Genomic DNA, 24,655 nt, shown 5'->3' on the forward strand with positions numbered 1-24,655 from the left:
AAGCTTGAAAGCCCGAACCATGGCCGACACGGATCTCGCGACTGTTCAAAATGCCGCCCTGCCGGTTGTCGTCGGCGATCCGGCGGAAATTGCCCGCATTTCCGATAGCATCGACATCACCGACCGCGCCGGCATCTCGGTCTATGGTGACCGCGCCCAGCAGGCGGTCAGCGATTATGCCGACAGGATCCTGCGCGAAGTTCGCAACAAGGACCTCGGCGATGTCGGCCGCCTGCTGACCGACATCATCCTCAAATCGAAGAGCCTCGATCCGGCGTCATTGAAGGATAAGGGTTTCCTCAGCCGCATGTTTTTCTCGGCCAAGGCCCGCCTCGAACGCTTCAAGGCGGAATTCGAGGACGTGGCCGGCCAGATCGACCGGATCGGCCTGGAACTCGACCGTCACAAGGATACGCTGAGGCGCGACATTGCGCTGCTCGACGACCTGCATGAGGAAACCCGGCAATCGATCATGCGGCTCGAGGCCTATGTCCAGGCCGGCAAGACTTTCGCCGAGCGTTTTCGCAGCGTCGAGCTGCCGAGGCTGAAGGCGCAAGCCGAGGCGGCAGCGACAGGCCCCGGCGGCGGCATGCTGGAGGCGCAGACCTATCAGGACAGCCTGCAGGCGCTCGACCGGCTGGAAAAGCGGGTCTTCTACCTGCAGCAGGCCCGCCAGCTCGGTATCCAGCAATTACCGCAGATCCGCATCGTTCAGGCGGGCGACGAAACGCTGATCGAGAACCTGCAGGCGACTTCGGCGCTGACGGTGCCGGCCTGGAAGCAGAAGATGGTGATCCTGCTCGGCCTGACGCGGCAGAAATCGGCGCTCGACCTGCAGAAGGCGGTGACCGACGCCACCAACGACATGATCCGCCAGGCATCCGAGATGATGAAGGATCAGGCGATATCAATCGAGCAGCAGTCGCAGCGCGGCATCGTCGATATCGACACGCTTGCCAAGGCGAACAGGGATCTGATCGATACGATATCCGGCGTGCTGCAGGTTCAGGAGGAGGGTCGGCGAAAGCGGGCGCTCGCCGAGCAGCAGATGGAGCAGATGACGATCGAACTCAAGAAGGCGATGACCCAGGCGTGATCGGCAAGATGGCGATGCGAGCACTGCTTTCAGGCTTGGCACTTCTTGCAGCTCTGCCCCTTGCCGGCTGCAATCCCTTCGGCCAGGGGCCGGATTTCTCGATCGTATCGGGATCGGAGAATACCATTCTGCAGCCGATCGTTGAGGAATTCTGCAAGCAGAAGAACGCCACCTGCACCTTCAAATATGAAGGCACGCTCGATATCGGCCTGGCGTTGCAGAGCGACGAGGGCGTCGCGCAGGATGCGGTCTGGCCGGCTTCCAGCGTCTGGGTCGACATGTTCGACACCAAGCGCCGCGTCAAGAGCTTGACCTCGATCGCTCAGACGCCGGTGGTCTTGGGTGTGCGCAGATCGAAGGCGCAGCAGCTTGGCTGGATCGGCAAGGATGTATTCATGAAAGACATTCTCGCTGCTGTCGAGAGCGGATCACTGAAGTTCCTGATGACCTCGGCGACGCAATCCAATTCGGGCGCCAGCGCCTATCTTGCCATGCTGTCGAGCGCACTCGGCAACAAACCGGTAATCGAACCCGGCGATCTCGACGACAGACACGTCCAGGAAAGCGTCCGGTCGCTGCTGTCAGGTGTCGTGCGCTCTTCCGGTTCTTCGGGCTGGCTCGCCGATCTCTATGTCGAATCCGCCGGCAAGGGCACCGTCTATGACGCGATGTGGAATTACGAAGCGGTGCTGAAGGAAACCAACGACAAGCTCGCTGCCCTGTCGCAGGAACCGCTTTACGCCATCTATCCGGCTGATGGTGTGGCCATGGCGGATTCGCCGATCGGTTTCGTCGATCATGGCCGCGGGCCAGAAGTCCAGACCTTCTTCAACGATCTGCTCGCCTATCTGAGCTCTGCCCCCGTGCAGCAGCGCATCGCCGATAGCGGCCGGCGCATTCCGCTGACCGGCGTTGCCGCAAAACCGGAGCCGAGCTGGAATTTCGATCCCGCCCGGCTGGTGACGGCGATCCGCATGCCGGAGGCGAGCGTCATCCGCCAGGCGCTCAACCTTTATCAGGCGGCGCTGCGCAAACCGTCGTTGACCGCGCTCTGCCTCGATTTTTCCGGCTCGATGCAAGGTGACGGCGAGGACCAGTTGCAGAAGGCGATGCGTTTCCTGTTGACGCCCGACGAAGCGAGCAAGGTGCTGGTGCAATGGTCGCCCGCCGATCAGATTATCGTCATTCCCTTCGACGGCAACGTGCGCAGCACGTTCGTGGCGAGTGGAAACCCGCTGGAGCAGGAAGGGCTGCTGAACGAGATTTCCCGCCAGAAGGCCGATGGCGGCACGAACATGTATGCCTGCGCCGAACGAGCTCTGCAGCAGATTGCCCGAACCGACAGGCTCTCGACTTATCTGCCTGCCATCGTCATCATGACCGACGGCAAGTCCGATGATCAAAGCCAGGCTTTCATGCGTTCATGGAACGCGATGGAGCCACATGTGCCGATCTTCGGCATCACATTCGGCGATGCCGACAAGACGCAGCTCGACAGCCTCGCCAAGCTGAGCTCAGCGCGCGTGTTCGACGGCGGCTCGGACCTCGCCACCGCCTTTCGTACGGCGCGGGGCTATAATTAGGACAGGCATGCGCAACTGGCTCGGCAATGACGGCAACTGGATCGTAGCGGGACTGGCGGCGGCAATCACCGTGCCGTTCTTGAGCTTTGCCGCCGGCATGCCGTTCTGGATCGCTGCCATCATCGCCCTCCTGGTCTTTGCCGGCCTTGTCATTCTGCTTGCACCGCGCCGGCTGTTCGAAGGCCTCGATATCAAGCGCATCGGCAGTGGACGCGTCGCCTTTGCCCGCGACCTGCTGGAGGCCGCCGTTCCCTTTGCCGAACGCCTGGAGACTGCCGCGGATGTGATCGGCGACAAACAGATGGCGGCCGCAGTCCGGCATCTCGCTGAAATCGCCGCCGATGTCTTTCGAAAGGTCGAAGCCAAGCCCGAAAGTGCCAATGCCGTGCGGCGGTTCCTCTCCTATTATCTGCCGCGTTCTGCCGAGCTGGCGGAAGGGTTTGCCGTCATCGAGGCCAAGCGCGTTCCCGACCTCAAGCAGCTGGAGGAAGTGCGCGGCGTGCTGGTGAAGCTCGAAGAGGCCTTCGTCCATTATGCCGACAGTCTGGTTGATGAGGAACTCGGCACGCTCGACACCGATCTGCGCCTCATCCAGGCATCGCTCAAAGAGGATATCGGACGCTGATGGCCCTTTCTCGTCGCGCCTTTGGAGTGGGACTGCTCGGAGCCGGCGTCGCGGGCACCGGCGGTTATTTCGCCGTCCGGGATCGGCCGGAATTGCAGGGCCTGCTCGGCAGCCGCAAGACGTTGTTCGGCTTCATCGGCGGCGAGAAGGAGGCCTTCCTGGCCGATCCTGACGTCATCAGGGCGCTCGGCGGATACGGGTTGACGGTGGACAGCCGCGTCGCGGGCTCCGTGGAGATGGTCCGCGAACAGGCGCTGCTGTCGCAGCGTCCGCAATTCCTCTGGCCGTCCTCCTCGATCATGGTCGATATCGCCAGGCAAAACGGCATCAATATCCGCGACGACCGCGTCGTGCTGAACACACCGATCGTCGTCTATTCCTGGCAGCCCGTCGTCGACGGACTGATGAAAGCGGGATTGGTGACGGTGACGAACGAAGGTCATCATCAGCTCGACCTCAAGGCGTTGCTTGATGCGATTCTTGCCGGATCCGACTGGTCGAAGCTCGGCGTCAATTCGCTCTACGGCCGCGCCCGCATCGTCTCGACCGATCCGAACCGCTCGAATTCCGGCTTCATGTTCGCCGGCCTCGCGCTCAGCCTTTTCAGCGGCAATGTCGCGACATCAGGTGACCTTGCTACCTTTGGCGGCAAAGTGCAGGCGATCTTCCGCAATATGGGCTTCAAGTCACCATCCTCAGGCAAGCTTTTCGACCAGTATCTGGCAGGCGGCCTCGGCGGCGAGCCGATGATCGTCGGCTATGAGAACCAGCTGGTCGAATGGATCCTCGCCGATCCCGCGCGATGGGAACGCATCAAGGCGAGCGCCGGCGCAAAGCCCGTGGTGCTCTATCCGCGCCCGACCGTTTATTCGGCACATCCGCTGATCGTCGTCGACGAGAGCGCCAACCGGCTGATCGAAGCGCTGGTGAGCGCGAAGCTCCAGGAACTTGCCTGGACGAGACACGGCTTCCGTGGTCCGCTGGGAACTGCCACCGGTAATGCCGACAGCACGATCGGCTCTCTGCTGCCGGCCGAGGTCGATGCCATCCTGCCGACGCCGGATGCGGGCGTCATGCTGTCGCTGCTGCCGACACTGCTAAGCTAAGCGGCCAGGTTTTTTCCGCATAAGCCTTGCTTTTGCGCCAAATCGAATGTATGGGCACCGGCATTCCACACGTAAGGCATGGGATCGTCCGGGAGAAATCCGGGCTGTTCCGCCCGGTGGCATTCTCGAAGAGGATGCTGTTCGCCTTGCGGAGGTTCAACCGGAAAAGGAGTAACAAGGCATGGCATTGCCTGATTTTTCTATGCGCCAGCTTCTTGAGGCAGGCGTCCACTTCGGCCACCAGACGCATCGCTGGAACCCGAAGATGAAGCCGCACATCTTCGGCGATCGCAATAACATCCACATCATCGACCTGGCTCAGACCGTTCCGATGCTGTCGCGCGCCCTTCAGGTCGTCAGCGACACCGTTGCCCGCGGCGGCCGTGTTCTCTTCGTCGGCACCAAGCGCCAGGCGTCTGAGATCATCGCCGACAGCGCCAAGCGCTCGGCCCAGTACTACGTCAACTCGCGCTGGCTCGGCGGCATGATGACGAACTGGAAGACGATCTCCAACTCGATCCAGCGCCTGCGCAAGCTCGACGAGATCCTGAACGGCGAAGCCCAGGGCTTCACAAAGAAGGAACGCCTGAACCTCGAGCGCGAGCGTGAAAAGCTCGACAAGGCTCTCGGCGGTATCCGCGATATGGGCGGCACGCCCGACCTGATGTTCATCATCGACACCAACAAGGAAAAGATCGCGATCGACGAAGCCAAGCGCCTCGGCATTCCGGTTGTCGCCATCATCGATTCGAACTGCGATCCGGACCTGATCGACTATCCGATCCCGGGTAACGACGACGCATCGCGCGCGATCGCCCTTTACTGCGAGCTGATCTCCCGCGCCGCCATCGACGGCATCGCGCGTCAGCAGGGCTCTTCCGGCCGCGATCTCGGCGCATCCTTCGAAGTTCCGGTCGAGCCGGCTCTCGAGGAATCAGCCGAAGGCTGATGAAAGCAGGCGGATCGAAAAGGTCCGCCGATGCTTGCAGAGACTGGGCTTGCAGAGACTGGGAAAGGCCGCTCGCGACTCATCGAAGTTCGGCGGCCTTGCCTGTTTCAAGGGGAGGGCATCAGGCTCTCCGCCCGATAAGTTTCGTTATGACGCGTCTTCATCACGCTGTCATACACACAGGTACATTTCGTGCCTCAATCCGGTGCCGAGCCGCGCTTTGCGGTCCACCGTATGAACCGACAAGAGGAAGCTAATGAGCGAGATTACGGCTGCAATGGTGAAGGAACTGCGCGAAAAGACCGGCGCAGGCATGATGGACTGCAAGAAGGCTCTTGCTGAAACCGGTGGCGACATGGAAGCGGCGATCGATTGGCTGCGCGCCAAGGGCATCGCCAAGGCCGACAAGAAGTCCGGCCGCACCGCTGCCGAAGGCCTCATCGGCGTTGCGAGCCAGGGCACCAAGGCCGTCGTCGTCGAAGTCAATTCCGAAACCGACTTCGTTGCCCGTAACGATGCCTTCCAGGAACTCGTCCGCGGCATCGCCAAGGTCGCTGTCTCGACCGACGGCACTGTCGAGGCTGTTGCCGCTGCGGCCTACCCGGCATCCGGCAAGTCGGTTTCCGACACGATCAAGGACGCGATCGCAACGATCGGCGAGAACATGAACCTGCGTCGTTCAACCGCTCTCTCCGTCGAGGACGGCGTCGTCGCCACCTATATCCACAATGCTGTTTCCGACGGCCTCGGCAAGCTCGGCGTTCTGGTTGCGCTGAAGTCGACCGGCGACAAGGAAGCCCTGAACGCCATCGGCCGTCAGGTCGCCATGCACATCGCCGCGACCGCGCCGCTGGCGATCCGCCCGGAAGAAGTCGATGCCGCCGTCGCCGAGCGCGAGCGCAACGTCTTCATCGAGCAGTCGCGCGCTTCCGGCAAGCCTGACAACATCATCGAAAAGATGGTCGAAGGCCGCATGCGCAAGTTCTTCGAGGAAGTCGCCCTTCTCTCGCAGGCTTTCGTCATCAATCCGGATCTGACCGTCGCCGCTGCCATCAAGGAAGCTGAAAAGGCCGTCGGCGCGCCGATCGAGGTTGCCGGCATGGCCCGTCTGCTCCTCGGCGAAGGCGTCGAGAAGGAAGAAACCGACTTCGCAGCCGAAGTCGCTGCTGCCGTCAAGGGTTGATCTTCCAGCCATATTTGGGAAAACACGAAGGGCATCGCGTGACAACGCGGTGCCCTTCGTGTATCGGGCATTCACGGCAATTTACGAGGAGCCAAGATGTCTTTAGAGCCTGTCTATAAACGTGTTCTACTCAAGGCTTCCGGCGAAGCGCTGATGGGTGGCCAGGGTTTCGGGATCGATGTGACGGTGGCGGACCGCATTGCATCCGACATCGCCGAGGCAAGGCATATGGGCGTGGAAGTCGGCGTTGTCGTCGGTGGCGGCAATATCTTCCGCGGTGTCGCGGTAGCGTCCAAGGGCGGCGACCGGGTCACCGGCGACCATATGGGCATGCTCGGCACCATCATCAACGCGCTGGCGCTGGCGACGTCGTTGCGCAAGCTGAACATCGATACGGTGGTGCTCTCGGCCATCTCCATGCCGGAGATTTGTGAAAGTTTCTCGCAGCGCGCGACCCTCTACCATCTGTCGATGGGACGCGTGGTGATCTTTGCCGGCGGCACCGGCAATCCCTTCTTCACCACCGATTCCGCTGCGGCACTGCGCGCCGCCGAAATGGGTGCGGAAGCGATCTTCAAGGGCACGCAGGTCGACGGCATCTACACCGCCGACCCCAAAAAATATCCCGATGCGACCCGCCTCGACCGGCTGACGCACCAGGAAGTGCTGGACAGAGGGCTGGCGGTGATGGACGTTGCCGCCGTGGCGCTCGCCAGAGAAAATTCCATTCCGATCATCGTCTTTTCGATCCACGAAAAAGGCGGTTTTGCTGAAATCTTGACGGGCGGTGGCCTCAAGACCATCGTCTCCGACAACTGATATAAGCTGCGCCGCGGTTTCGGCGCAGCCCTCGCTAGAACATGATGATTTTAGGCCCGATGGGCCTAAATCTGAATCATGTTCTACATTAGATAGTTAAAGCATGATGTCGCCCGAAAACCGCTGACACTTTTCGGCATCATGCTCTGGACGGGAGCATCGACATGAGTGAAGGTATAGATATCAAGGAACTGAAGCGCCGCATGGATGGCGCGATTTCCGCATTCAAGGGCGACATCGCATCGCTGCGCACCGGCCGTGCTTCGGCCAACATCCTCGACCCGGTCACGGTCGAGGCCTATGGTTCGCGCATGCCGCTGAACCAGGTCGCCAACATCACCGTGCCTGAGCCGCGCATGCTGTCGGTCTCCGTCTGGGACAAGTCGATGGTCAGCGCCGTCGAGCGCGGCATCCGCGAATCCAATCTCGGCCTCAACCCGATCATCGACGGCCAGAACCTGCGCATTCCGCTGCCGGAACTGAACGAGGAGCGCCGCAAGTCGCTCGTCAAGGTGGCGCACGACTATGCCGAAAAGAGCAAGGTGGCGATTCGCCATGTCCGCCGCGACGGCATGGACGGCCTCAAGAAGGCCGAAAAGGACGGCGTCATCGGCCAGGACGAGAGCCGGGCGCAGTCGGAACGTGTACAGAAGATGACGGACGAGACGATTTCCGAAGTCGACCGCTTGCTTGGCGAGAAGGAAAAGGAAATCATGCAGGTCTAGTGGATCTGTGCCTTTGCCTGGAAAGACCGGACGGGAAATGTCGGAATCTGTATTTGTAACTGTGCCAGAGCATGTTGCCATCATCATGGACGGCAATGGCCGTTGGGCCAAGCAGCGTGGTCTGCCGCGCACGATGGGCCATCGCAAGGGTGTGGAGGCGGTACGCGAGACAGTACGCGCCGCTGGCGCCGTCGGGATAAAATATCTGACCCTCTTTGCCTTCTCCTCGGAGAACTGGCGTCGGCCCGAAGCCGAGGTCTCCGATCTGCTCGGTCTCCTCAAGGCTTTCATCCGCCGCGACCTCGCCGAGCTCCATCGCCAGAACGTGCGGATCAAGGTGATCGGCGACCGCCACAGCCTGCGCAGCGACATTCTCGGCCTGCTGCTCGAAGCCGAGGAAACGACTAAGGACAACACGGCGCTGACGCTGGTCATCGCCTTCAATTATGGTTCTCGCGACGAGATCGCCCGCGCCGCAGTGAGCCTTGCCAGGGATGTCGAGGCTGGCCGCTTGAGGGCGCAGGACATCACCCCGGCGCTGATCAACGCCCGTCTTGATACAGCAGGTATCCCCGATCCGGATCTCATCATCCGCACCAGCGGCGAGGAGCGGCTTTCCAACTTCCTCCTCTGGCAGGCGGCCTATTCGGAATTCATCTTCCTTCCGGAATACTGGCCGGATTTCACCGCCGAGATCTTCCGTTCGGCGCTCGAGACATTCGCCTCTCGCGACCGGCGCTTCGGCGGCCTCTCGTCGCAGGCAGCCGCGGTCGGCACCTGATGCAGAGGGAATTGAAGCTCCGCATTGTTTCAGGGCTGATTCTTGCGGTCATCGTTCTCGCCGCCACCTGGTATGGCGGGCTTGCCTTCCGCATCCTGGCAGTCGTCATTGGCCTGCTGATCTACTATGAATGGTCGAAGATCACAGGTATCGCCCGCGATTGGGTTGCCAATGCCGTCGGCTGGATCGGCGAGGCGGCGATAGCCTTCCTCGTGCTTGTCGGCAATTTCGAATTCGCCGCCGGCATGCTGGCCGGCGTCACCGCCGTCGGCATCGCCCTGATCATCTTGCAGGGCACGAGCCGCTGGTTTCCGACTGGCCTGTTTTATTCCGGCGCTACCGGCCTGGCGCTTGCCGCGATCAGAAGCGATGACCGGCCCGGCCTTTACGCCATGCTCTTCGTCTTTGCCGTCGTCTGGGCAACCGATATCCTTGCCTATTTCGTCGGCAGGGCGCTCGGCGGACCGAAGCTTGCCCCTTCGATCTCGCCTGGAAAGACCTGGTCTGGCGCAATCGGCGGTGCCGCCTCGGCAGTCGCCGCCGGCGTCGTTCTCGTCCATTTTCTCCTTCCGGGCGCTGAAATCATCGCCGCCTTCGTGGCGCTCGTGCTGTCGGTTTGCAGCCAGTCCGGCGATCTTTTCGAATCGTTCATCAAGCGGAAATTCGGCGTCAAGGATTCCAGCCGTCTCATTCCGGGCCATGGCGGCGTCATGGACCGTGTCGACGGACTGATTTTTGCCTGTTTTTCGGCGTTCTTGCTTGGAGGGCTTTTTTCCCTGATAAAGGGGACCGGAATGACGTCGCTCGGCGCGGCATTGTTCGGACTCTGACAACGCGTCTGACGGAAGGCACCCATGGAAACCCTGAGCGGCATATACGCATTTTTGATGGGGAATATCGTCACCTTCATCCTCGTGCTGTCACTGCTCGTCTTCGTGCATGAGATGGGCCATTACCTTGTCGGGCGTTGGAGCGGCATTCGCATCCTTGCCTTTTCCGTCGGTTTCGGTCCGGAGATATTCGGCTTCACCGACCGCCATGGAACGCGCTGGAAGATCTCTGTGATCCCACTTGGCGGCTACGTCCGGTTCTTTGGCGACGAGGATGCCTCGAGCAAGCCCGACACCGACAAGATCGCCGCCATGTCCGAAGAGGACAGGGCGCGCTCCTTTGCCGGCGCCAAGCTATGGAAACGAGCTGTAACCGTCGCGGCTGGCCCGATTGCCAATTTTCTGCTGGCGATCGCCATCTTCACCATTCTTTTCTCAGTCTATGGCCGCATGATCGCCGATCCTGTCGTTGCCGAAGTCAAGCCTGATGGCGCTGCCGCCGCCGCCGGCATCCTTCCAGGCGATCTATTGGTCGCCATCGATGGCGGTAAGGTCGAGACCTTCGACGACGTGCGCCGCTATGTCAGCATCCGGCCGAGCCAGCAGATCGTCGTGACGATCGAGCGCGCCGGCCAGAAGCTCGACGTGCCGATGGTGCCGCAACGCACCGACACGACTGACCAGTTCGGTAACAAGGCTGAGGTCGGCCAGATCGGCATCGTCACCAACCAGCAGGCCGGCAATTTCCGCCTGCAGACCTATACGCCGCTCCAGGCGCTGCGTGAGTCTGTGCTCCAGACCCGGGATATCGTCACCGGCACCTTCAAATATATCGGTAACATCTTCAGCGGAACGATGCGCGCCGACCAATTGGGCGGGCCGATCCGCGTCGCGCAAGCCTCGGGCCAGATGGCGTCGCTTGGGATAGGCGCAGTGTTGCAGCTTGCGGCGGTGCTTTCTGTTTCGATAGGATTGCTTAACCTGATGCCGGTTCCGGTACTTGATGGCGGCCACTTGATGTTCTATGCGGTGGAAGCGGTGAGGGGAAAGCCGCTCGGCTCTTCGGCCCAGGAAATTGCATTTCGCATCGGCTTGGCGATGATCCTGACATTGATGGTTTTCACGACCTGGAACGACATTGGCTCGTTGAGAGGGTAAACGCGCAAGCGGGGCCAATTACTATTTATTTACGATGTTTCAAGGCTGTAGTGGCGAATGGGTCACGCTTGCAAATGAAGTAAACAGAAATTAACGACCTGCCTTGCTTGTATGTCAAAAGCGGGTAAAACGACACACGTGACCGGAATCGGGTTCTCCCGGAACCGGGGACGAGGGAAACAAAGGTAATAGGTGAAATGAAGGCTGGTTCAAAGTTTTTGAACGCAGTATCGGCGGTTGCGCTGTCTGCTAGTGTTGTTGCTTCGGGCGCAGGTGCTTTGACGTTCGTTTCCGCTACGGCCGCTGAGGCCGCGGTCATCCAGCGTATCGATGTGCGCGGCGCAAGCCGTGTCGGCGCGGAAGCCGTCCGGTCGAACCTTACCATCGCTCCCGGCAAGAGTTTTTCCAACAGCGATATCGATGCCTCGGTCAAGCAGCTCTACGGGACGGGCTACTTCTCCGACGTCAAGATCTCGGTCTCCGGAAGCACGCTCGTCGTCAACGTCCAGGAAGCCCAGCTCGTCAATCAGGTTGTCTTCAACGGCAACCGCAAGATCAAGGACGACAAGCTCGCGACCGTCGTCCAGACCCATGCTGCCGGCCCTTATAGCGACACCCAGATTCAGGCTGACATCCAGTCGATCAAGGACGCCTATGCCGCCACCGGCCGCAGCGAGGTCGAAGTTACGACGCAGGTGGTGCCGCTCGGCGAAGGCCGCGTTAACCTTGCCTTCGTCATCAACGAGGGGGACCGCACCAAGATCGATTCGATCAACTTCGTCGGCAACAATGCCTACAGCGCCGGCCGCCTGGCTGCCGTCATCGCCACCAAGCGTTCGAACTTCCTGTCGTTCCTGACCCGCAAGGACGTCTACAACGAAGACAAGCTCCACGCCGACGAAGAAGCGCTGCGCCAGTTCTATTACAATCGCGGCTACGCCGACATGCGCATCGTCTCTTCCGATGCCACGTTCGACGATGCGACCAACAAATACACGCTCACCTTCAACATCGAGGAAGGCCAGCGTTACGACTTCGGACCGGTGACCGTTCAGTCGACTGTCGAAGGCGTCGGCTCCGACCAGCTGCAGCCGCTCGTGCGCACTCGCGAAGGCCAGGTCTACAGCGCCAAGGAAGTGCAGAAGTCGATCGAGGCGATCTCCGATCAGGTGGCGTCTGCCGGTTATCCCTTTGCGCGTGTCACGCCGCGCGGTAACCGCGACCTTAACAACAACACGATCGGTGTTGAATATCTGGTCGACCAGGGCGAGCGCGCCTATGTCGAGCGCATCGAGATTCGCGGCAACAGCCGTACGCGCGACTACGTCATCCGCCGCGAATTCGACATGAGCGAAGGCGACGCCTTCAATCAGCAGATGATCACCAAGGCCAAGCGTCGTCTCGAAGCGCTCGGTTATTTCTCCTCGGTCAACATCTCCACCCAACCGGGCAGTTCCCCGGACCGTGTCGTGGTGGTCGTCGATGTGCAGGATCAGTCGACCGGTTCGTTCGGTGTCGGCGCGGGTTATGCCGCCGGCGGCGACGGCTTGCTGCTCGAAGCATCGATCGAGGAAAAGAACTTCCTCGGCCGCGGCCAGTACATCCGCATCTCGGCCGGTGGCGGCCAGGAAGGCTCGCGCGCTTACGGCGTCAGCTTCACCGAACCCTATTTCCTCGGCTACCGTCTGGCGGCAGGCTTCGACGTCAATCGCAGCGAAACGTCGAGCAACAGCAACTACGATTACGAGGAAACCAGCGTTGTCCTGCGCGTCACTGCGCCGATTACCGAAGATCTGGCGACGACCTTCCGCTATAACTACAAGCAGATGAAGTACGACGGCGATACCTCCGACCTGTCGGCGACCTACGCCAATCTGGTCGATGAGAGCCCGTGGACACGCTCTTCCGTCTCGCAGACGCTGACCTACAACACGCTTGACGACACCGTCCTGCCGCGTGAAGGCATCTATGCGACGGCGACGCAGGAAATTGCCGGCCTCGGCGGTGACTCGCAGTTCTACAAGATCTACGGCAAGGCCCGCTACTACCATCTGCTTGCCGACGATGCCGATATCATCGGCTCGGTCTCGGGTTCGGCTGGTTATGTCGTCCCCTTCGGCGACCATCTGAACGTCTTCGATCAGTTCACGCTGACCAACGGCGATATTCGCGGCTTCGAGAACAAGGGTATCGGCCCGCGCATCACCGGGGACCACGATGACCCGCTCGGTGGCACGACCTATTTCACGGCGTCTGCTGAAGCGACCTTCCCAATGCCGGGCTTCCCGCGTGACTTCAATCTGCGCGGCGCAGTCTTTGCCGATGCCGGCACGCTGTTTGGCAATGATGTCGAGCTTCTCGGGGCCGACCAGGCCGAGGGCACCAGCGCTTCGCTGCGTGCTTCCGTCGGTGTCGGTGTCGTCTGGCAGTCTCCCTTCGGTGCATTGCGTCTGGATTACGCGATCCCGGTCCTCAAGGAAGACTTCGACAAGACGCAGAACTTCAAGTTTGGCATCAACAACCAATTCTGATATCGGCAGTCCGGAACTGTAAGACTCAATTCCGTTCTGGAGCATTGCCGATGGAGCAAAACGTTTTTTTTCTGCCCCATGAAGGTCTGAGGCTCGCTGAGCTGGCAGAGTTTCTTGGGGCGGAGCTTGTCAATTCCGACCATGCCGATGTTATCGTCAGGTCCGTTGCCCCCATCAGCCGGGCACGGGCAGGCGATATCTGTTATATCCTGTCGCGCCGCAGCCGCGATGAACTGGCGACATGCGAAGCCTCGGCGGTGATCTGCGACAAGGCGCTCGCCGATCTCGTCCCTCAACATCTCCCTGTCATGCTGTCGTCCAATCCGCATGCGGCCTTCGCGATGGCAGGCGGCCTGTTCTATCCCACGGCATTGCGCCCGGTCGCCTTTTCCGGTGAAAGCGAGATCGCGCCAAGCGCGGTGATCAATCCGAGCGCCAAGCTTGAAAAGGGCGTGATCGTCGAGCCGATGGCCGTCATCGGGGCGCATGCCGAGATCGGCGAAGGGACGCGTATCGGCGCGCACAGTGTGATCGGCCCGAATGTCAAGATTGGCCGGGATTGTTCGATTGCGGCCGGCGCGAGCATTCTCTGCGCTCTGCTCGGCAACGGCGTCATTATCCACAACGGCGTCCGCATCGGCCAGGATGGTTTCGGTTATGCGCCGGGTCCGCGCGGCATGATCAAGATCGTCCAGATTGGCCGGGTGATCATCCAGGATAATGTCGAGATCGGCGCCAACACCACGATCGACCGTGGCGCCATGGACGATACGGTGATCGGTGAAGGCACCAAGATCGACAACCAGGTACAGATCGGCCACAACGTTCAGATCGGCCGCCATTGCGCCATTGTCGCGCAGGTCGGCATTGCCGGCAGCGCGAAGATCGGCAATGGCGTGCAGATCGGCGGCCAGGTCGGCATCAAGGGGCATGTGACGATCGGCGACGGCGTGCAGATCGCCGCCCAAAGCGGTATCATGACCGATCTTGCCGCCGGCGGACAATATGGTGGTACACCTGCGCGTCCGCTGAATGACTATCTGAGAGATGTTGCACAACTGATGTCCAAGACCAGGGTGCGCGGAAAGAAACCTGGAGGCGAGAAAAATGACTGAGGAAGCCACGACAACGCTTTCTTCGGCTGACATCATCGAGATCATGAAGCTGCTGCCGCATCGTTACCCGTTTCTCATGGTCGACAAGATCATCGAGATCGACGGCGATAACACGGCGATCGGCATCAAGAACGTCACAGTGAATGAACCGCATTTCACCGGCCATTTTCCGGAATCTCCAATCATGCCCGGCGTGCTCTTGATCGAGGGCATGGCTCAGACCGCGGGTGCGATCTGTGCCAAGAAGGATGGCCAGCCGGGCAACCTCGTCTATTTCATGACCATCGAGAATGCGCGCTTCCGCAAGCCCGTCGTGCCCGGCGATCGTGTTGAATTCCATGTCAGGAAGCAGAAGCAGCGTGGCAATATCTGGAAATTCCATTGCGATGCCAAGGTCGACGGCGCGCTTGTTGCCGAGGCCGATATCGGCGCGATGATCGTTCGTAAGGATCAGGCATGAGCACTATCGCCGAAAGCGCCCGCATCCATCCGATGGCTGTCGTTGAAGACGGCGCGACCATCGGTGAGGGCGTCAAGATCGGTCCCTTCTGCCATGTCGGCTCGCACGTCATCCTGCATGCGAACGTCGAGCTTTTGTCGCATGCGGTCGTGACCGGCCGCACCGTGATCGGCAAGGGCACGCGCATCTTCCCGATGGCGGTCGTCGGCGGCGATCCGCAGAGCGTGCATCATGGCGGCGAGGAGACGACGCTGACGGTGGGCGCCAACTGCACGATCCGCGAAGGCGTGACGATGAATACCGGCACGGCCGATTTTGGTGGCCAGACAATCGTCGGCGACAATAACCTCTTCCTTGCCAATTCGCATGTCGCGCACGACTGCCGGGTCGGCAATCATGTGATCATGTCGAACAACGTCATGCTCGCCGGCCATGTCGTCATCGAGGATCGCGTCATCCTGGGCGGCGGTTCGGCCGTTCACCAGTTCACCCGCGTCGGCCGTCAGGCCTTCGTCGGCGGGCTCTCGGCAGTGAGTTACGACGTCATTCCCTATGGCATGCTGAACGGCAATCCCGGGCTGCTGAGCGGCCTCAACGTCGTCGGCATGACGCGCGCCGGCGTCGACCGCGCCGTCATTCACAGGGTACGTCGCGCCTACAAGTCGATCTTCGAAGGAACGGGCTCCGTCCGTGAAAACGCCGCCGCCATCCGCGAAGAATATGCCGATTGCGAGCCGGTGGTCCACATCCTCGACTTCATCGCCGCCGACAGCGACCGTGCCTTATCCTCGCCGACCCGGGGGCAGAAGGGTTAGTCCGTGGCTTTATCAGGCGACACCGCTGCGGGCCGGCTGGCGATCATCGCCGGCGGCGGCCTTCTGCCTTCCTATGTCGCCGAAGCCGCGCGCGCGGCGGGCGAAAATCCCGTCATCGTCGCGCTGAAGGATGAAAGCGACCGGCGTTGGGAAGCGTATGACCATGCCGTCATCGGCATCGGCGATTTTGCAGCTCTCGAGGGCCTCTTGAACCGCTACGGCATCGGCCGTGTCGTCATGTCCGGCAGCGTGCGGCGCCGGCCGGAATGGCGCGAGGTGCGCCCGACGCTGCGCACTCTGATGAAGATGCCGGCCGTGATCCGCACCTTGCTTTCTGGCGGCGACGATAAGGTGCTGCAGATGGTGATCCGGCTGATCGAGGGAAACGGCAGGCGTGTCGTCGGTGCCCATGAGATCGCCCCCGACCTTCTTGCCGCCGTCGGCCCGCTCGGCACGGCGATACCGGGCGAAGAAGACCGGCGCGATATCAACCGTGCAGCGGAAGCCGCCGAGATGCTCGGCCGGCTCGATGTCGGCCAAGGCGCCGTCGCCATCGGCGGGCGCATCGTCGCGCTGGAGGGGCTGGAAGGCACGGACGAGATGCTGGAGCGTGTCGCCGGTCTGAGAGCCGCCGGACGCATCTCTCCACGCCGTCGCGGCGCGCTCGTCAAGCTCTGCAAGCCTCAGCAGGATATTCGCGCAGACCTGCCGGCAATCGGCGTTTCCACGGTCCTGAATGCAAAGAAGGCGGGGCTTGCCGGCGTGGCGGTCGAGGCAGGCCGTTCGCTGGTGCTCGATCGCGGCGCCGTCCTCAAGGCCGCCGATGAGGCCGGGCTTTTCGTCTGCGGCATCGATCGCGAGCTGCCGGCATGGGGGCTCGAATGACCGGGGCGCCGCTGAAGATCGCCGTCATCGCCGGCGAGGTGTCGGGCGACCTGCTCGGCGCCGATCTGGTTGCGGCCCTGAAGCGGATCCATGCCGGACCGATCGAACTCGTCGGTGTCGGCGGCGAGGGGCTTCAGGCCCAAGGTTTGAAATCGCTGTTCGATTTTTCCGAGCTGTCGATCATGGGCATCACCCAGGTGCTGAGCCGGCTGCCAAGGCTCTATACCCTGATCCGGAAGACAACGGCTGCCATCGTCGCCGCCAGGCCGGACATACTTCTCATTATCGATAGCCCAGACTTCACCCACCGAGTCGCTAAGCGTGTCCGGATCGCACTGCCCGATCTGCCGGTCGTCAATTATGTCTGTCCGAGCGTCTGGGCCTGGAAGGAATATCGCGCCACGCGCATGCTGCCCTATGTCGATCATGTGCTCGCCGTCCTGCCCTTCGAGCCGGCGACGATGCGTGCGCTCGGCGGGCCTGAGACCACCTATGTCGGCCATCGCCTGATCGCTGATCCGGCGCTGCTCGAAGCGCGGCGGCTGCGCGCCGGCAGCGCATCTGTCGGGGAAGCGGGCAAGACCATCCTGATGCTTCCGGGGTCAAGATCCTCCGAAATCGCCAAACTCCTGCCGTTCTTCGAGGATGCGGCCAATGAACTCGTCGCCCGCAACGGCCCGATGCGATTCCTGCTGCCGACCGTGCCGCACAACGAAGCGCTGGTGAAGGGTCTGGTTGCCGGCTGGGCCACGCCGCCGGAGGTGGCGGTCGGGCCGGCGCAGAAATGGAAGGCCTTTGCCGAAGCGGATGCGGCGATGGCAGCCTCCGGCACGGTGATCCTCGAACTCGCCCTTGCCGGCGTGCCGACGGTGTCCGTCTACAAGACGGATTGGATCATCCGCCTGCTCGCCCCGCGCATCAAGGTGTGGACGGGCGCATTGCCGAATATCATCGCCGATTATGCCGTCGTGCCGGAATATCTGAACGAGATCGTTCGCGGCGCCAGCCTGGCGCGCTGGATGGAGCGGCTGTCGGCCGACACGTTCCAACTGAAGGCGATGAACGAGGGTTATGATCTCGTCTGGCAACGCATGCAGACCGAAAAGCCACCCGGCGAGCACGCTGCCGAGATCCTTCTCGACGTCTTGAAAAAGAAAAAACCCGATCGTTTCTGAACTGACCGGGTTTTCTTTTGGGATCCTTTGAAGCGATCAGCGCTTTGAAACCGGGATGTAATCGCGCTTCGGTTCGCCGACATAGAGCTGGCGCGGACGGCCGATGCGCTGTTCCGGATCCTCGATCATCTCGTTCCACTGCGCAATCCAGCCGACGGTGCGGGCGAGCGCGAAGAGCACGGTGAACATGGTCGTGGGGAAGCCCAGCGCCTTCAGCGTGATTCCGGAATAGAAGTCGATGTTCGGATAGAGCTTCTTCTCGATGAAATATTCGTCGGTGAGCGCGATGCGCTCCAACTCCATGGCCACTTCGAGCAATGGATCGTCCTTGATGCCGAGTTCGCCGAGCACTTCATGCGTCGTTTTCTGCATGATCTTGGCGCGCGGATCATAGTTCTTGTAGACACGGTGACCGAAGCCCATCAGGCGGAACGGATCGTTCTTGTCCTTGGCGCGAGCGACATATTCCGGAATGTGGTCGACCGTGCCGATTTCCGTCAGCATGTTGAGCGCTGCTTCGTTGGCGCCGCCGTGGGCGGGGCCCCAGAGGCAGGCGATGCCGGCGGCGATGCAGGCGAACGGGTTGGCGCCCGACGAACCGGCGAGACGGACGGTCGAGGTCGAGGCGTTTTGCTCGTGATCGGCATGCAGGATGAAGATGCGGTCCATGGCGCGGGCAAGCACCGGATTGACCACATATTCCTCGCAAGGCACGGCAAAGCACATGCGCAGGAAGTTCGAGGCATAGTCGAGGTCGTTCTTCGGATAAACGAAGGGCTGGCCGATATGGTACTTGTAGGCCATGGCGGCAAGCGTCGGCATCTTGGCGATCATCCGCAGGCTGGCGACCATGCGCTGGTGCGGATCGGTGATGTCGGTGGAGTCGTGATAGAAGGCCGACAGCGCGCCGACGCAGCCGCACATGACGGCCATCGGATGCGCATCGCGGCGGAAGCCGGTGAAGAAGCGGCTCATCTGCTCGTGCACCATGGTGTGGTGCGTGACGCGATAATCGAAATCCTTCTTCTGCACGGTGGTCGGCAGTTCGCCGTAAAGCAGCAGGTAGCAGACCTCGAGGAAGTCGCCATGCTCGGCGAGCTGCTCGATCGGATAGCCGCGGTGCAACAGGACACCTTCGTCGCCGTCGATGTAAGTGATTTTCGATTCACAGGATGCCGTCGAGGTGAAACCCGGATCGTAGGTGAAGGAAGCCGTATTCTTGTAGAGGGCACCGATATCGATGACGCTCGGGCCGATCGTGCCGCTTTTGACAGCAAGGTCGACAGACTTGTCACCGATTTTTATTGTAGCGCTTTGATCCGTCATGCTGATCCTCCGAAATGGCGGTGGCGCCATAAAAGCGCCATAGGGGTTAAGCGTCCTCACCGATAGCTATATGATCGCGAAGCTAATGCCAAGTTACCGTGACGGCATTTTGTGCATTGCGGTATCACCTTTTAGGCACTGCAGCGATGAGCCGCACGCATATCGGAAGCCGATGATTCAACTCGTCTTTTGGCGCTTGCGATTTTCCCTCGTATTTCAATCGATTATGCTTGCCGGATTTGATCGGAGGTTGCATTCTGGCCGCCTTCGCAGCTGGGCTTGGGCGGCACATGCAGGAGTTGACCACAGTCGAATTGCGGCCGGAAGCAGGCGAAGGCCTCGCTGACTCCGCCGGTTTTTCTCCACCTGTCATGGTGACGCGCCCGACAAGAACGCAGTCGACGAGCCCCTTGCGGCACCGGCTGCCGGCAGCAGCCTCGCAATCGCTGCGTATCGGCATGCGCATGCTGAGCGAAGAGGCGGACCACGGCCGTCTGCTGCTGGTCTCGCCTGTCTTCCTCGGTGCCGGGTCAGCCTTCTGGTTTCTTGCGGCATCGGACTTTCCGCTCGTTGCATCGCTGCTCTGCCTGTTGCTGCTGATCGTCGCCGTTCTCATCGCCAGCCGCAGCCGGGCGGCATTGCGGGCAACCCTGCTGGCGCTTGCACTTGTGGCCTGCGGCATGGCCTCCGCGCAGCTCGAGAGCTGGCGGGCTTCGACCGTGATCCTCGATTCCGCCGTCACGACGACGGTGACCGGCCGTGTGGAACGGCGCGAAGGCGACGGTCGCGGCCGGTGGCGCTACATTCTTGCCGTCACCGGTACGGAGGCGCCGGAAGTGAAGCGGTCGCCCGAACGCATAACCGCGATCACCCGCGGCGCAGACGCGCCCTTCGAGATCGGTGATATCATAACCGGCAGGGCGCGGCTGACGCCGCCGGCAGGTCCAGCACTTCCTGAGCTCAACGACTTCTCCTTCGGTGCCTATTTCGATGGCATCGGCGCGAACGGCTTCTTCTACGGCGCGCCGTCGAAGGTCGACTGGCAGGCAGGTCCGCAGGCGGCAAGATCGACGTGGGAAGCTCTGCTCGAAGGGCTCTACCGGCTGCGCAGCGGCATTGGCGACCGCATAAGGTCGATCTTGCCCGGCGACACCGGCGCTTTCGCCGCTGCTCTGGTGACGGACGAGCGGCGCGCCATCTCGAATGAGACGACGGAAGCGCTGCGCCAGTCCGGCTTGGCTCATATCGTCGCCATCTCCGGCCTCAACATGGCGCTGTCGGCCGGTATCTTCTTCGTTGGGTTCCGGATGTTGCTCAGCCTCTTTCCCGGCGTCGCTGAGGCCTATCCGACGAAGAAGATCGCTGCCGCCGGCGCGCTCATCGCCGTGACCGCCTATTTCCTGATCTCGGGCTTTGGGGTCTCTGCCGAACGCGCCTTCATCATGATGGCCATCATGTTGATTGCCGTCTTCTTCGACCGGCCGTCGATCAGCCTGCGCAATGTCGCGCTCTCCGCGCTCGTCATCATCGCCATTTCGCCGTCCGAGGTCTTGGGTCCGAGCTTCCAGATGTCCTTTGCCGCGACATTGGCGCTGGTCTCGGGCTATCAGCTGTGGAAGGACCGGCGCGTCCGCGAAAACGCCTTCTTCAAGCTGCCGATCATCAGGCCGGTCGTTACGGTTGCGGGTTTCTTCGGCGGCGTCTTCCTGACGTCGCTGATCGGCGGCTTTTCAACCGCGCTGTTTTCGATCGAGCATTTTCATCGCCTGACCGCCTATGGCCTGCCGGCAAACCTCGCGACGATGCCGATCATCTCCTTTATCGTCATGCCGGCCGGGCTGCTGGCGATGCTGCTCATGCCTTTCGGTCTGGATGTTTGGGCCTGGAAGGTCGTCGGATTCGGCCTCGATCTGGTGATCGCGGTCGCAAAGACGGTATCCGGCTGGGGCGGCAATATCGACGTTGGCCGCTTGCCCGGCTGGTATTTCGCGGTCGCCGTGGCAGGCTTTCTTCTGCTGACGCTGCTCCGGACGCGACTGCGCCATTCCGGCACATCGATCATCGCAGTCTCGACGCTCATCCTGTTGCTTCTACCGGTTCCCCGGCCGCCGGATCTGGTGATTTCGGAGGATGGCAATCTCGTCGCGGTCGTCGAGGCGGCAGCAATGGCGTCCAACCGTGAACGACCGCCGGATTTCATCTTCGACCAATGGCAGAGAGCGCTGGTCCTGCCGACGCATGATCCGCCGAAGATGCTGGATGGTCCTGCTATCCCGCCGGAGGGAGAAGACCGCCGCGTCAGGCTTTCCCGCGATCAGCAGAACGAGGCGAGGACCGCGATGCGAGCGGCCGCAGCGGCCGGCGACACAAACCGCTTTTCCTGCGTCAAGAAGGCCTGGTGCGCATCAAGGCTTGGCAATGGCCATGTCGTGGCCGTCATCGACAATGCCGCCTATCTCGGCCCGGCATGCGACGCCGCCGATATCGTCGTGACGTCGGTCCGCCTGCGCTTCAACAGCTGCCGCTCAGGTGCGACGCTCTTCACCGGTGAAACGCTGCGCAGGACCGGTTCCGTCGAGTTGCGTTTCACGGGCGCCGGCCTGGAGGTCGCAACCGCATTCGATGCATTGTCGCGGCCATGGATGCGCCATCGCGCCTATGACTGGCGCAGCAATAGTTTTACCGAGCCCGGTCTAGCCAAGGTCAGTGATAGCGGCGAATAAGACCGACGAGCTTGCCCTGAACCTTGACACGGTCCGGCCCGAAAATCCGGGTCTCGTAAGCCGGGTTGGCGGCTTCGAGCGCGATCGAGGCGCCCTTGCGGCGGAAGCGTTTGAGTGTCGCTTCCTCGTCGTCGACGAGAGCAACGACGATGTCGCCAGGACTTGCGGTGCTGCCGTTGCGGATGATCACGGTGTCACCGTCAAAGATGCCGGCATCGATCATCGAATCGCCCTTGACCTCCAGCGCATAATGTTCACCGGAACCGAGCATGTCGGCCGGAACGACGATGTCGTGGGTGTTGTTCTGGATCGCCGAGATCGGAACACCGGCGGCGATGCGGCCCATGACCGGCACGGAGACTGAGTTGCCGTTGTCGGCGACGGGTTTTGCAGGGGCAGGAGCGGCGACCGGCTGTGGCTTGCCGAGGCTGCCCTCGATGACGCTCGGCGAAAAGCCACGCCGCGGTTGGATGCTGGGGCTGTAGGCCTCCGGAAGCTTGATGACCTCGATCGCGCGGGCCCGGTTCGGTAGGCGGCGAATGAAGCCACGTTCCTCGAGCGCTGTAATCAAGCGATGAATCCCGGACTTCGAAGCGAGGTCCAGGGCATCCTTCATTTCGTCGAAAGATGGCGGAACGCCGGATTCCTTCATGCGCTCATGAATGAAAAGGAGAAGCTCCTGTTGTTTGCGCGTGAGCATCGACGTTGTGACCTCGTGATTGAAACAAATCCAGAACAGACACTATATGTTCCATATGTGTTCCGCAAGTAGCTAAATTTCCGTAAAACTTGGCACCAACTCGTCGAGATTCTTATTTTCATTCGCCGGATTGGACACATGTCTTGCATTGAGGGTGGCGCTGTCGCACATCTCTTGCCGATTTGAGGAGGGATATGATGAACACGCATTCCACCAAACCGTACCCGCTGGATCATGTCGTGCTGCCGGTCGTCGACATCGATCTGGCGCGCGAAAGGCTCGGCAAGCTCGGCTTCACCGTTGCCGCCGATGCGCGCCACCCCTTCGGGACGGAGAATGCCTGCGTCTTCTTTGCCGACAAGACCTATCTGGAGCCGCTCGGGATCGCGAGCGTCGAGGAGAGCGAGGCATCGGCGCGACGAGGCAATGTCTTCACCGCTCGCAACCGGGCTTTCCGCTTCCGTTGCGGCGCGGAGGGGCTTTCGGCGGTGGCCTTCGGCAGCAAGGATGCCGGCATCGATCATCAGGATTTCGTCGGCAACGGGTCGAGCGCCGGGGAGATGCTGCAGTTCACCCGGCCGATGACGATGCCGGACGGCTCCGAGACGATTGCCGGCTTCAAGCTGGCTTTTGCCGGCGACCTGCGCGCGCCTGATCTCTTGCTCTTCACCGTCGAGCGTATCAATCCGCTGCCGGCCGACCGCGCCGCGCTGGAGACGCATGCCAATGGCGTGACCGGCATAACGGAGATCGCGCTTTGCGCGCCGGAACCGGCCGCATTCGCTGCCTTCGTCGGCCTTGCAGCGGCGCAATCGGCAGTCGAGAAAACCGGTTTCGGCGTCAATGTCGCGGCGTCGAATGCGAAAATCGGTCTGATGACGCCAGAAGGGCTGGAGGCCTATTTCGACATCGCCGGCTCATCCGCAGATCGCGGCCTGCGCGGCCGGGCAATCCTCTTTGCTGTTGCCGATCTTGCCGTGACAGAAGCGCATTTGGCTGCTAACGGGGTGACATACACGCGCAAGAACAATCGCATTCTGGTGAAGCCCGCGCCCGGGCAGGGCACGCTCTTCGCCTTCGAGGAAACACGATGAGCACTGATACGAATTCCGACGTCAGGGTCGGCGAAGGCCAAGGCCAGGTCACCTTTTCCAATACCGGCCGCCTGTCGCTGATTGCCGGTCCCTGCCAGATGGAGAGCCGCGACCACGCCTTCATGGTTGCCGGCACGCTGAAGGAGCTTTGCGGAAGGCTCGGCATCGGCCTCGTCTACAAGAGTTCCTTCGACAAGGCGAACCGGACCTCGCTCTCGGCCGAACGCGGTATCGGGATCGAAAAGGGCATGGAGGTCTTTGCCGACCTCAAGAAGGAATTCGGCTTTCCCGTCCTGGCCGACGTTCATACCGCCGAACAATGCGCCGAGGTGGCAAAGATCGTCGACGTCCTGCAGATCCCGGCCTTCCTTTGCCGCCAGACCGACCTTCTTATTGCCGCGGCCAAGACCGGCCGCGTCGTCAACGTCAAGAAGGGCCAGTTCCTCGCTCCCTGGGATATGAAGAACGTCCTGAAGAAGCTCAATGCCAGTGGCAATCCGAACGTGCTGCTGTGCGAGCGCGGCGCCTCTTTCGGTTACAACACGCTGGTTTCCGACATGCGTTCGCTGCCGATCATGGCGGCGATGGGCGCCCCCGTTATCTTCGATGCGACCCATTCCGTGGCGCAGCCGGGCGGGCAGGGCGAATCCTCCGGCGGTCAGCGGGAATTCGTGGAAACGCTGGCGCGCGCAGCGGTGGCTACCGGTATCGCCGGCGTGTTCGTCGAAACCCACCAGGACCCCGACAATGCACCTTCCGACGGCCCCAACATGGTCTATCTCAAGGACATGCCGCGGCTGCTTGAAAAGCTACTCGCCTTCGATGCGGTCGCCAAGGCTTGACGTTCAACAGCCTGACATGATCGTGCTATAGGCGAGATCCGAACACGGTCCGAAGGGCTGGAAATTGCAGCATTGTAATTTGCACGCCTTCGACTAAGACAGGTTTCGAACCGACTTATCACCCACCGAGCAGG

At 61.4% G+C, this 24,655-nt stretch carries 22 protein-coding genes; 20 read left to right on the plus strand and 2 right to left on the minus strand.

Going from position 1 to position 24,655, the window contains the following annotated elements:
• Positions 1-19 precede the first annotated feature (19 nt).
• The 17 genes from N1937_RS09130 (at position 20) to lpxB (ending at position 17,836) form a co-directional block, all read left to right on the plus strand.
• Positions 20-1,096, plus strand: coding sequence for a toxic anion resistance protein (locus N1937_RS09130; protein WP_162118779.1), 1,077 nt, complete (start codon positions 20-22; stop codon positions 1,094-1,096).
• Between the two features lie 14 nt (positions 1,097-1,110).
• Positions 1,111-2,679: a substrate-binding domain-containing protein gene (locus N1937_RS09135; RefSeq protein ID WP_162118802.1), complete on the plus strand. Its 1,569-nt coding sequence runs from the start codon at positions 1,111-1,113 to the stop codon at positions 2,677-2,679.
• A gap of 7 nt (positions 2,680-2,686) precedes the next feature.
• A complete protein-coding gene (locus N1937_RS09140) occupies positions 2,687-3,304 on the plus strand; it encodes a 5-bromo-4-chloroindolyl phosphate hydrolysis family protein (protein ID WP_170258300.1) in 618 nt (205 codons plus the stop codon).
• Positions 3,304-4,410, plus strand: coding sequence for a substrate-binding domain-containing protein (locus N1937_RS09145; protein WP_260058388.1), 1,107 nt, complete (start codon positions 3,304-3,306; stop codon positions 4,408-4,410). Before N1937_RS09140 ends, N1937_RS09145 begins: the two co-directional genes overlap by 1 nt.
• A 181-nt stretch (positions 4,411-4,591) precedes the next feature.
• Positions 4,592-5,359: a 30S ribosomal protein S2 gene (gene rpsB / locus N1937_RS09150; RefSeq protein ID WP_260058389.1), complete on the plus strand. Its 768-nt coding sequence runs from the start codon at positions 4,592-4,594 to the stop codon at positions 5,357-5,359.
• Positions 5,360-5,615: 256 nt separating this feature from the next.
• The gene (gene tsf / locus N1937_RS09155; RefSeq protein ID WP_017964142.1) at positions 5,616-6,542 is read left to right on the plus strand and encodes a translation elongation factor Ts; all 927 of its coding nucleotides are present in this window, start codon (positions 5,616-5,618) and stop codon (positions 6,540-6,542) included.
• Positions 6,543-6,638: 96 nt separating this feature from the next.
• Positions 6,639-7,361, plus strand: a complete 723-nt coding sequence (pyrH, locus tag N1937_RS09160) for a UMP kinase (RefSeq protein WP_003539289.1) — start codon at positions 6,639-6,641, stop codon at positions 7,359-7,361.
• Positions 7,362-7,525: 164 nt separating this feature from the next.
• Positions 7,526-8,086, plus strand: a complete 561-nt coding sequence (gene frr, locus N1937_RS09165) for a ribosome recycling factor (RefSeq protein WP_017964143.1) — start codon at positions 7,526-7,528, stop codon at positions 8,084-8,086.
• Between the two features lie 37 nt (positions 8,087-8,123).
• On the plus strand, positions 8,124-8,867 hold the full coding sequence (locus N1937_RS09170) for an isoprenyl transferase (RefSeq protein WP_064250068.1): 744 nt from the start codon (positions 8,124-8,126) through the stop codon (positions 8,865-8,867).
• Complete coding sequence (locus N1937_RS09175) at positions 8,867-9,697, plus strand: phosphatidate cytidylyltransferase (RefSeq protein ID WP_260058393.1); 831 nt, start codon at positions 8,867-8,869, stop codon at positions 9,695-9,697. Before N1937_RS09170 ends, N1937_RS09175 begins: the two co-directional genes overlap by 1 nt.
• 24 nt (positions 9,698-9,721) lie before the next feature.
• Positions 9,722-10,855, plus strand: a complete 1,134-nt coding sequence (gene rseP / locus N1937_RS09180; protein WP_017964146.1) for an RIP metalloprotease RseP — start codon at positions 9,722-9,724, stop codon at positions 10,853-10,855.
• A 197-nt stretch (positions 10,856-11,052) separates the two neighbouring features.
• Positions 11,053-13,386 carry an outer membrane protein assembly factor BamA gene (bamA, locus tag N1937_RS09185; RefSeq protein WP_162118774.1) on the plus strand — a complete coding sequence of 778 codons (2,334 nt, stop codon included), beginning with the start codon at positions 11,053-11,055 and terminating at the stop codon, positions 13,384-13,386.
• A gap of 50 nt (positions 13,387-13,436) precedes the next feature.
• The gene (lpxD, locus tag N1937_RS09190; protein ID WP_162118773.1) at positions 13,437-14,501 is read left to right on the plus strand and encodes a UDP-3-O-(3-hydroxymyristoyl)glucosamine N-acyltransferase; all 1,065 of its coding nucleotides are present in this window, start codon (positions 13,437-13,439) and stop codon (positions 14,499-14,501) included.
• The gene (fabZ, locus tag N1937_RS09195; protein ID WP_017964149.1) at positions 14,494-14,961 is read left to right on the plus strand and encodes a 3-hydroxyacyl-ACP dehydratase FabZ; all 468 of its coding nucleotides are present in this window, start codon (positions 14,494-14,496) and stop codon (positions 14,959-14,961) included. The genes lpxD and fabZ overlap by 8 nt, the downstream gene beginning before the upstream one ends.
• On the plus strand, positions 14,958-15,776 hold the full coding sequence (gene lpxA / locus N1937_RS09200; protein ID WP_064250064.1) for an acyl-ACP--UDP-N-acetylglucosamine O-acyltransferase: 819 nt from the start codon (positions 14,958-14,960) through the stop codon (positions 15,774-15,776). Before fabZ ends, lpxA begins: the two co-directional genes overlap by 4 nt.
• Positions 15,777-15,779: 3 nt before the next feature.
• The gene (locus N1937_RS09205) at positions 15,780-16,661 is read left to right on the plus strand and encodes an LpxI family protein (protein WP_222290865.1); all 882 of its coding nucleotides are present in this window, start codon (positions 15,780-15,782) and stop codon (positions 16,659-16,661) included.
• Positions 16,658-17,836: a lipid-A-disaccharide synthase gene (gene lpxB / locus N1937_RS09210; RefSeq protein ID WP_222290868.1), complete on the plus strand. Its 1,179-nt coding sequence runs from the start codon at positions 16,658-16,660 to the stop codon at positions 17,834-17,836. Before N1937_RS09205 ends, lpxB begins: the two co-directional genes overlap by 4 nt.
• A 36-nt stretch (positions 17,837-17,872) precedes the next feature.
• Here the strand turns inward: lpxB and gltA are convergent, their stop codons facing one another.
• The gene (gene gltA / locus N1937_RS09215; protein ID WP_017964153.1) at positions 17,873-19,162 is read right to left on the minus strand and encodes a citrate synthase; all 1,290 of its coding nucleotides are present in this window, start codon (positions 19,160-19,162) and stop codon (positions 17,873-17,875) included.
• A gap of 290 nt (positions 19,163-19,452) precedes the next feature.
• Here gltA and N1937_RS09220 point away from each other — a divergent pair, with 290 nt between their 5' ends.
• Positions 19,453-21,885 carry a ComEC/Rec2 family competence protein gene (locus tag N1937_RS09220; protein ID WP_222290872.1) on the plus strand — a complete coding sequence of 811 codons (2,433 nt, stop codon included), beginning with the start codon at positions 19,453-19,455 and terminating at the stop codon, positions 21,883-21,885.
• Here the strand turns inward: N1937_RS09220 and lexA are convergent.
• A complete protein-coding gene (gene lexA / locus N1937_RS09225; RefSeq protein WP_017964154.1) occupies positions 21,866-22,585 on the minus strand; it encodes a transcriptional repressor LexA in 720 nt (239 codons plus the stop codon). The genes N1937_RS09220 and lexA overlap by 20 nt on opposite strands.
• A 197-nt stretch (positions 22,586-22,782) precedes the next feature.
• Between lexA and N1937_RS09230 the strand changes: the two genes are divergently transcribed.
• Both N1937_RS09230 and kdsA read left to right on the plus strand, forming a co-directional pair.
• Complete coding sequence (locus N1937_RS09230) at positions 22,783-23,679, plus strand: VOC family protein (RefSeq protein ID WP_162118768.1); 897 nt, start codon at positions 22,783-22,785, stop codon at positions 23,677-23,679.
• On the plus strand, positions 23,676-24,521 hold the full coding sequence (gene kdsA, locus N1937_RS09235) for a 3-deoxy-8-phosphooctulonate synthase (protein ID WP_170258309.1): 846 nt from the start codon (positions 23,676-23,678) through the stop codon (positions 24,519-24,521). Before N1937_RS09230 ends, kdsA begins: the two co-directional genes overlap by 4 nt.
• The last annotated feature ends 134 nt before the right edge of the window (positions 24,522-24,655 follow it).

This window comes from Rhizobium sp. WSM4643, assembly GCF_025152745.1.
Classification (GTDB): Bacteria; Pseudomonadota; Alphaproteobacteria; order Rhizobiales; family Rhizobiaceae; genus Rhizobium; species Rhizobium leguminosarum_I.

Excerpts from the sequence above, each read along its gene's own strand:
- N1937_RS09130 (WP_162118779.1), top strand. The coding sequence starts at position 20 with ATGGCCGACACGGATCTCGCGACTGTTCAAAATGCCGCCCTGCCGGTT.
- N1937_RS09135 (WP_162118802.1), top strand. The coding sequence starts at position 1,111 with ATGCGAGCACTGCTTTCAGGCTTGGCACTTCTTGCAGCTCTGCCCCTT.
- N1937_RS09140 (WP_170258300.1), top strand. The coding sequence starts at position 2,687 with ATGCGCAACTGGCTCGGCAATGACGGCAACTGGATCGTAGCGGGACTG.
- N1937_RS09145 (WP_260058388.1), top strand. The coding sequence starts at position 3,304 with ATGGCCCTTTCTCGTCGCGCCTTTGGAGTGGGACTGCTCGGAGCCGGC.
- rpsB (WP_260058389.1), top strand. The coding sequence starts at position 4,592 with ATGGCATTGCCTGATTTTTCTATGCGCCAGCTTCTTGAGGCAGGCGTC.
- tsf (WP_017964142.1), top strand. The coding sequence starts at position 5,616 with ATGAGCGAGATTACGGCTGCAATGGTGAAGGAACTGCGCGAAAAGACC.
- pyrH (WP_003539289.1), top strand. The coding sequence starts at position 6,639 with ATGTCTTTAGAGCCTGTCTATAAACGTGTTCTACTCAAGGCTTCCGGC.
- frr (WP_017964143.1), top strand. The coding sequence starts at position 7,526 with ATGAGTGAAGGTATAGATATCAAGGAACTGAAGCGCCGCATGGATGGC.
- N1937_RS09170 (WP_064250068.1), top strand. The coding sequence starts at position 8,124 with ATGTCGGAATCTGTATTTGTAACTGTGCCAGAGCATGTTGCCATCATC.
- N1937_RS09175 (WP_260058393.1), top strand. The coding sequence starts at position 8,867 with ATGCAGAGGGAATTGAAGCTCCGCATTGTTTCAGGGCTGATTCTTGCG.
- rseP (WP_017964146.1), top strand. The coding sequence starts at position 9,722 with ATGGAAACCCTGAGCGGCATATACGCATTTTTGATGGGGAATATCGTC.
- bamA (WP_162118774.1), top strand. The coding sequence starts at position 11,053 with ATGAAGGCTGGTTCAAAGTTTTTGAACGCAGTATCGGCGGTTGCGCTG.
- lpxD (WP_162118773.1), top strand. The coding sequence starts at position 13,437 with ATGGAGCAAAACGTTTTTTTTCTGCCCCATGAAGGTCTGAGGCTCGCT.
- fabZ (WP_017964149.1), top strand. The coding sequence starts at position 14,494 with ATGACTGAGGAAGCCACGACAACGCTTTCTTCGGCTGACATCATCGAG.
- lpxA (WP_064250064.1), top strand. The coding sequence starts at position 14,958 with ATGAGCACTATCGCCGAAAGCGCCCGCATCCATCCGATGGCTGTCGTT.
- lpxB (WP_222290868.1), top strand. The coding sequence starts at position 16,658 with ATGACCGGGGCGCCGCTGAAGATCGCCGTCATCGCCGGCGAGGTGTCG.
- gltA (WP_017964153.1), bottom strand. The coding sequence starts at position 19,162 with ATGACGGATCAAAGCGCTACAATAAAAATCGGTGACAAGTCTGTCGAC.
- N1937_RS09220 (WP_222290872.1), top strand. The coding sequence starts at position 19,453 with ATGCAGGAGTTGACCACAGTCGAATTGCGGCCGGAAGCAGGCGAAGGC.
- lexA (WP_017964154.1), bottom strand. The coding sequence starts at position 22,585 with ATGCTCACGCGCAAACAACAGGAGCTTCTCCTTTTCATTCATGAGCGC.
- N1937_RS09230 (WP_162118768.1), top strand. The coding sequence starts at position 22,783 with ATGAACACGCATTCCACCAAACCGTACCCGCTGGATCATGTCGTGCTG.
- kdsA (WP_170258309.1), top strand. The coding sequence starts at position 23,676 with ATGAGCACTGATACGAATTCCGACGTCAGGGTCGGCGAAGGCCAAGGC.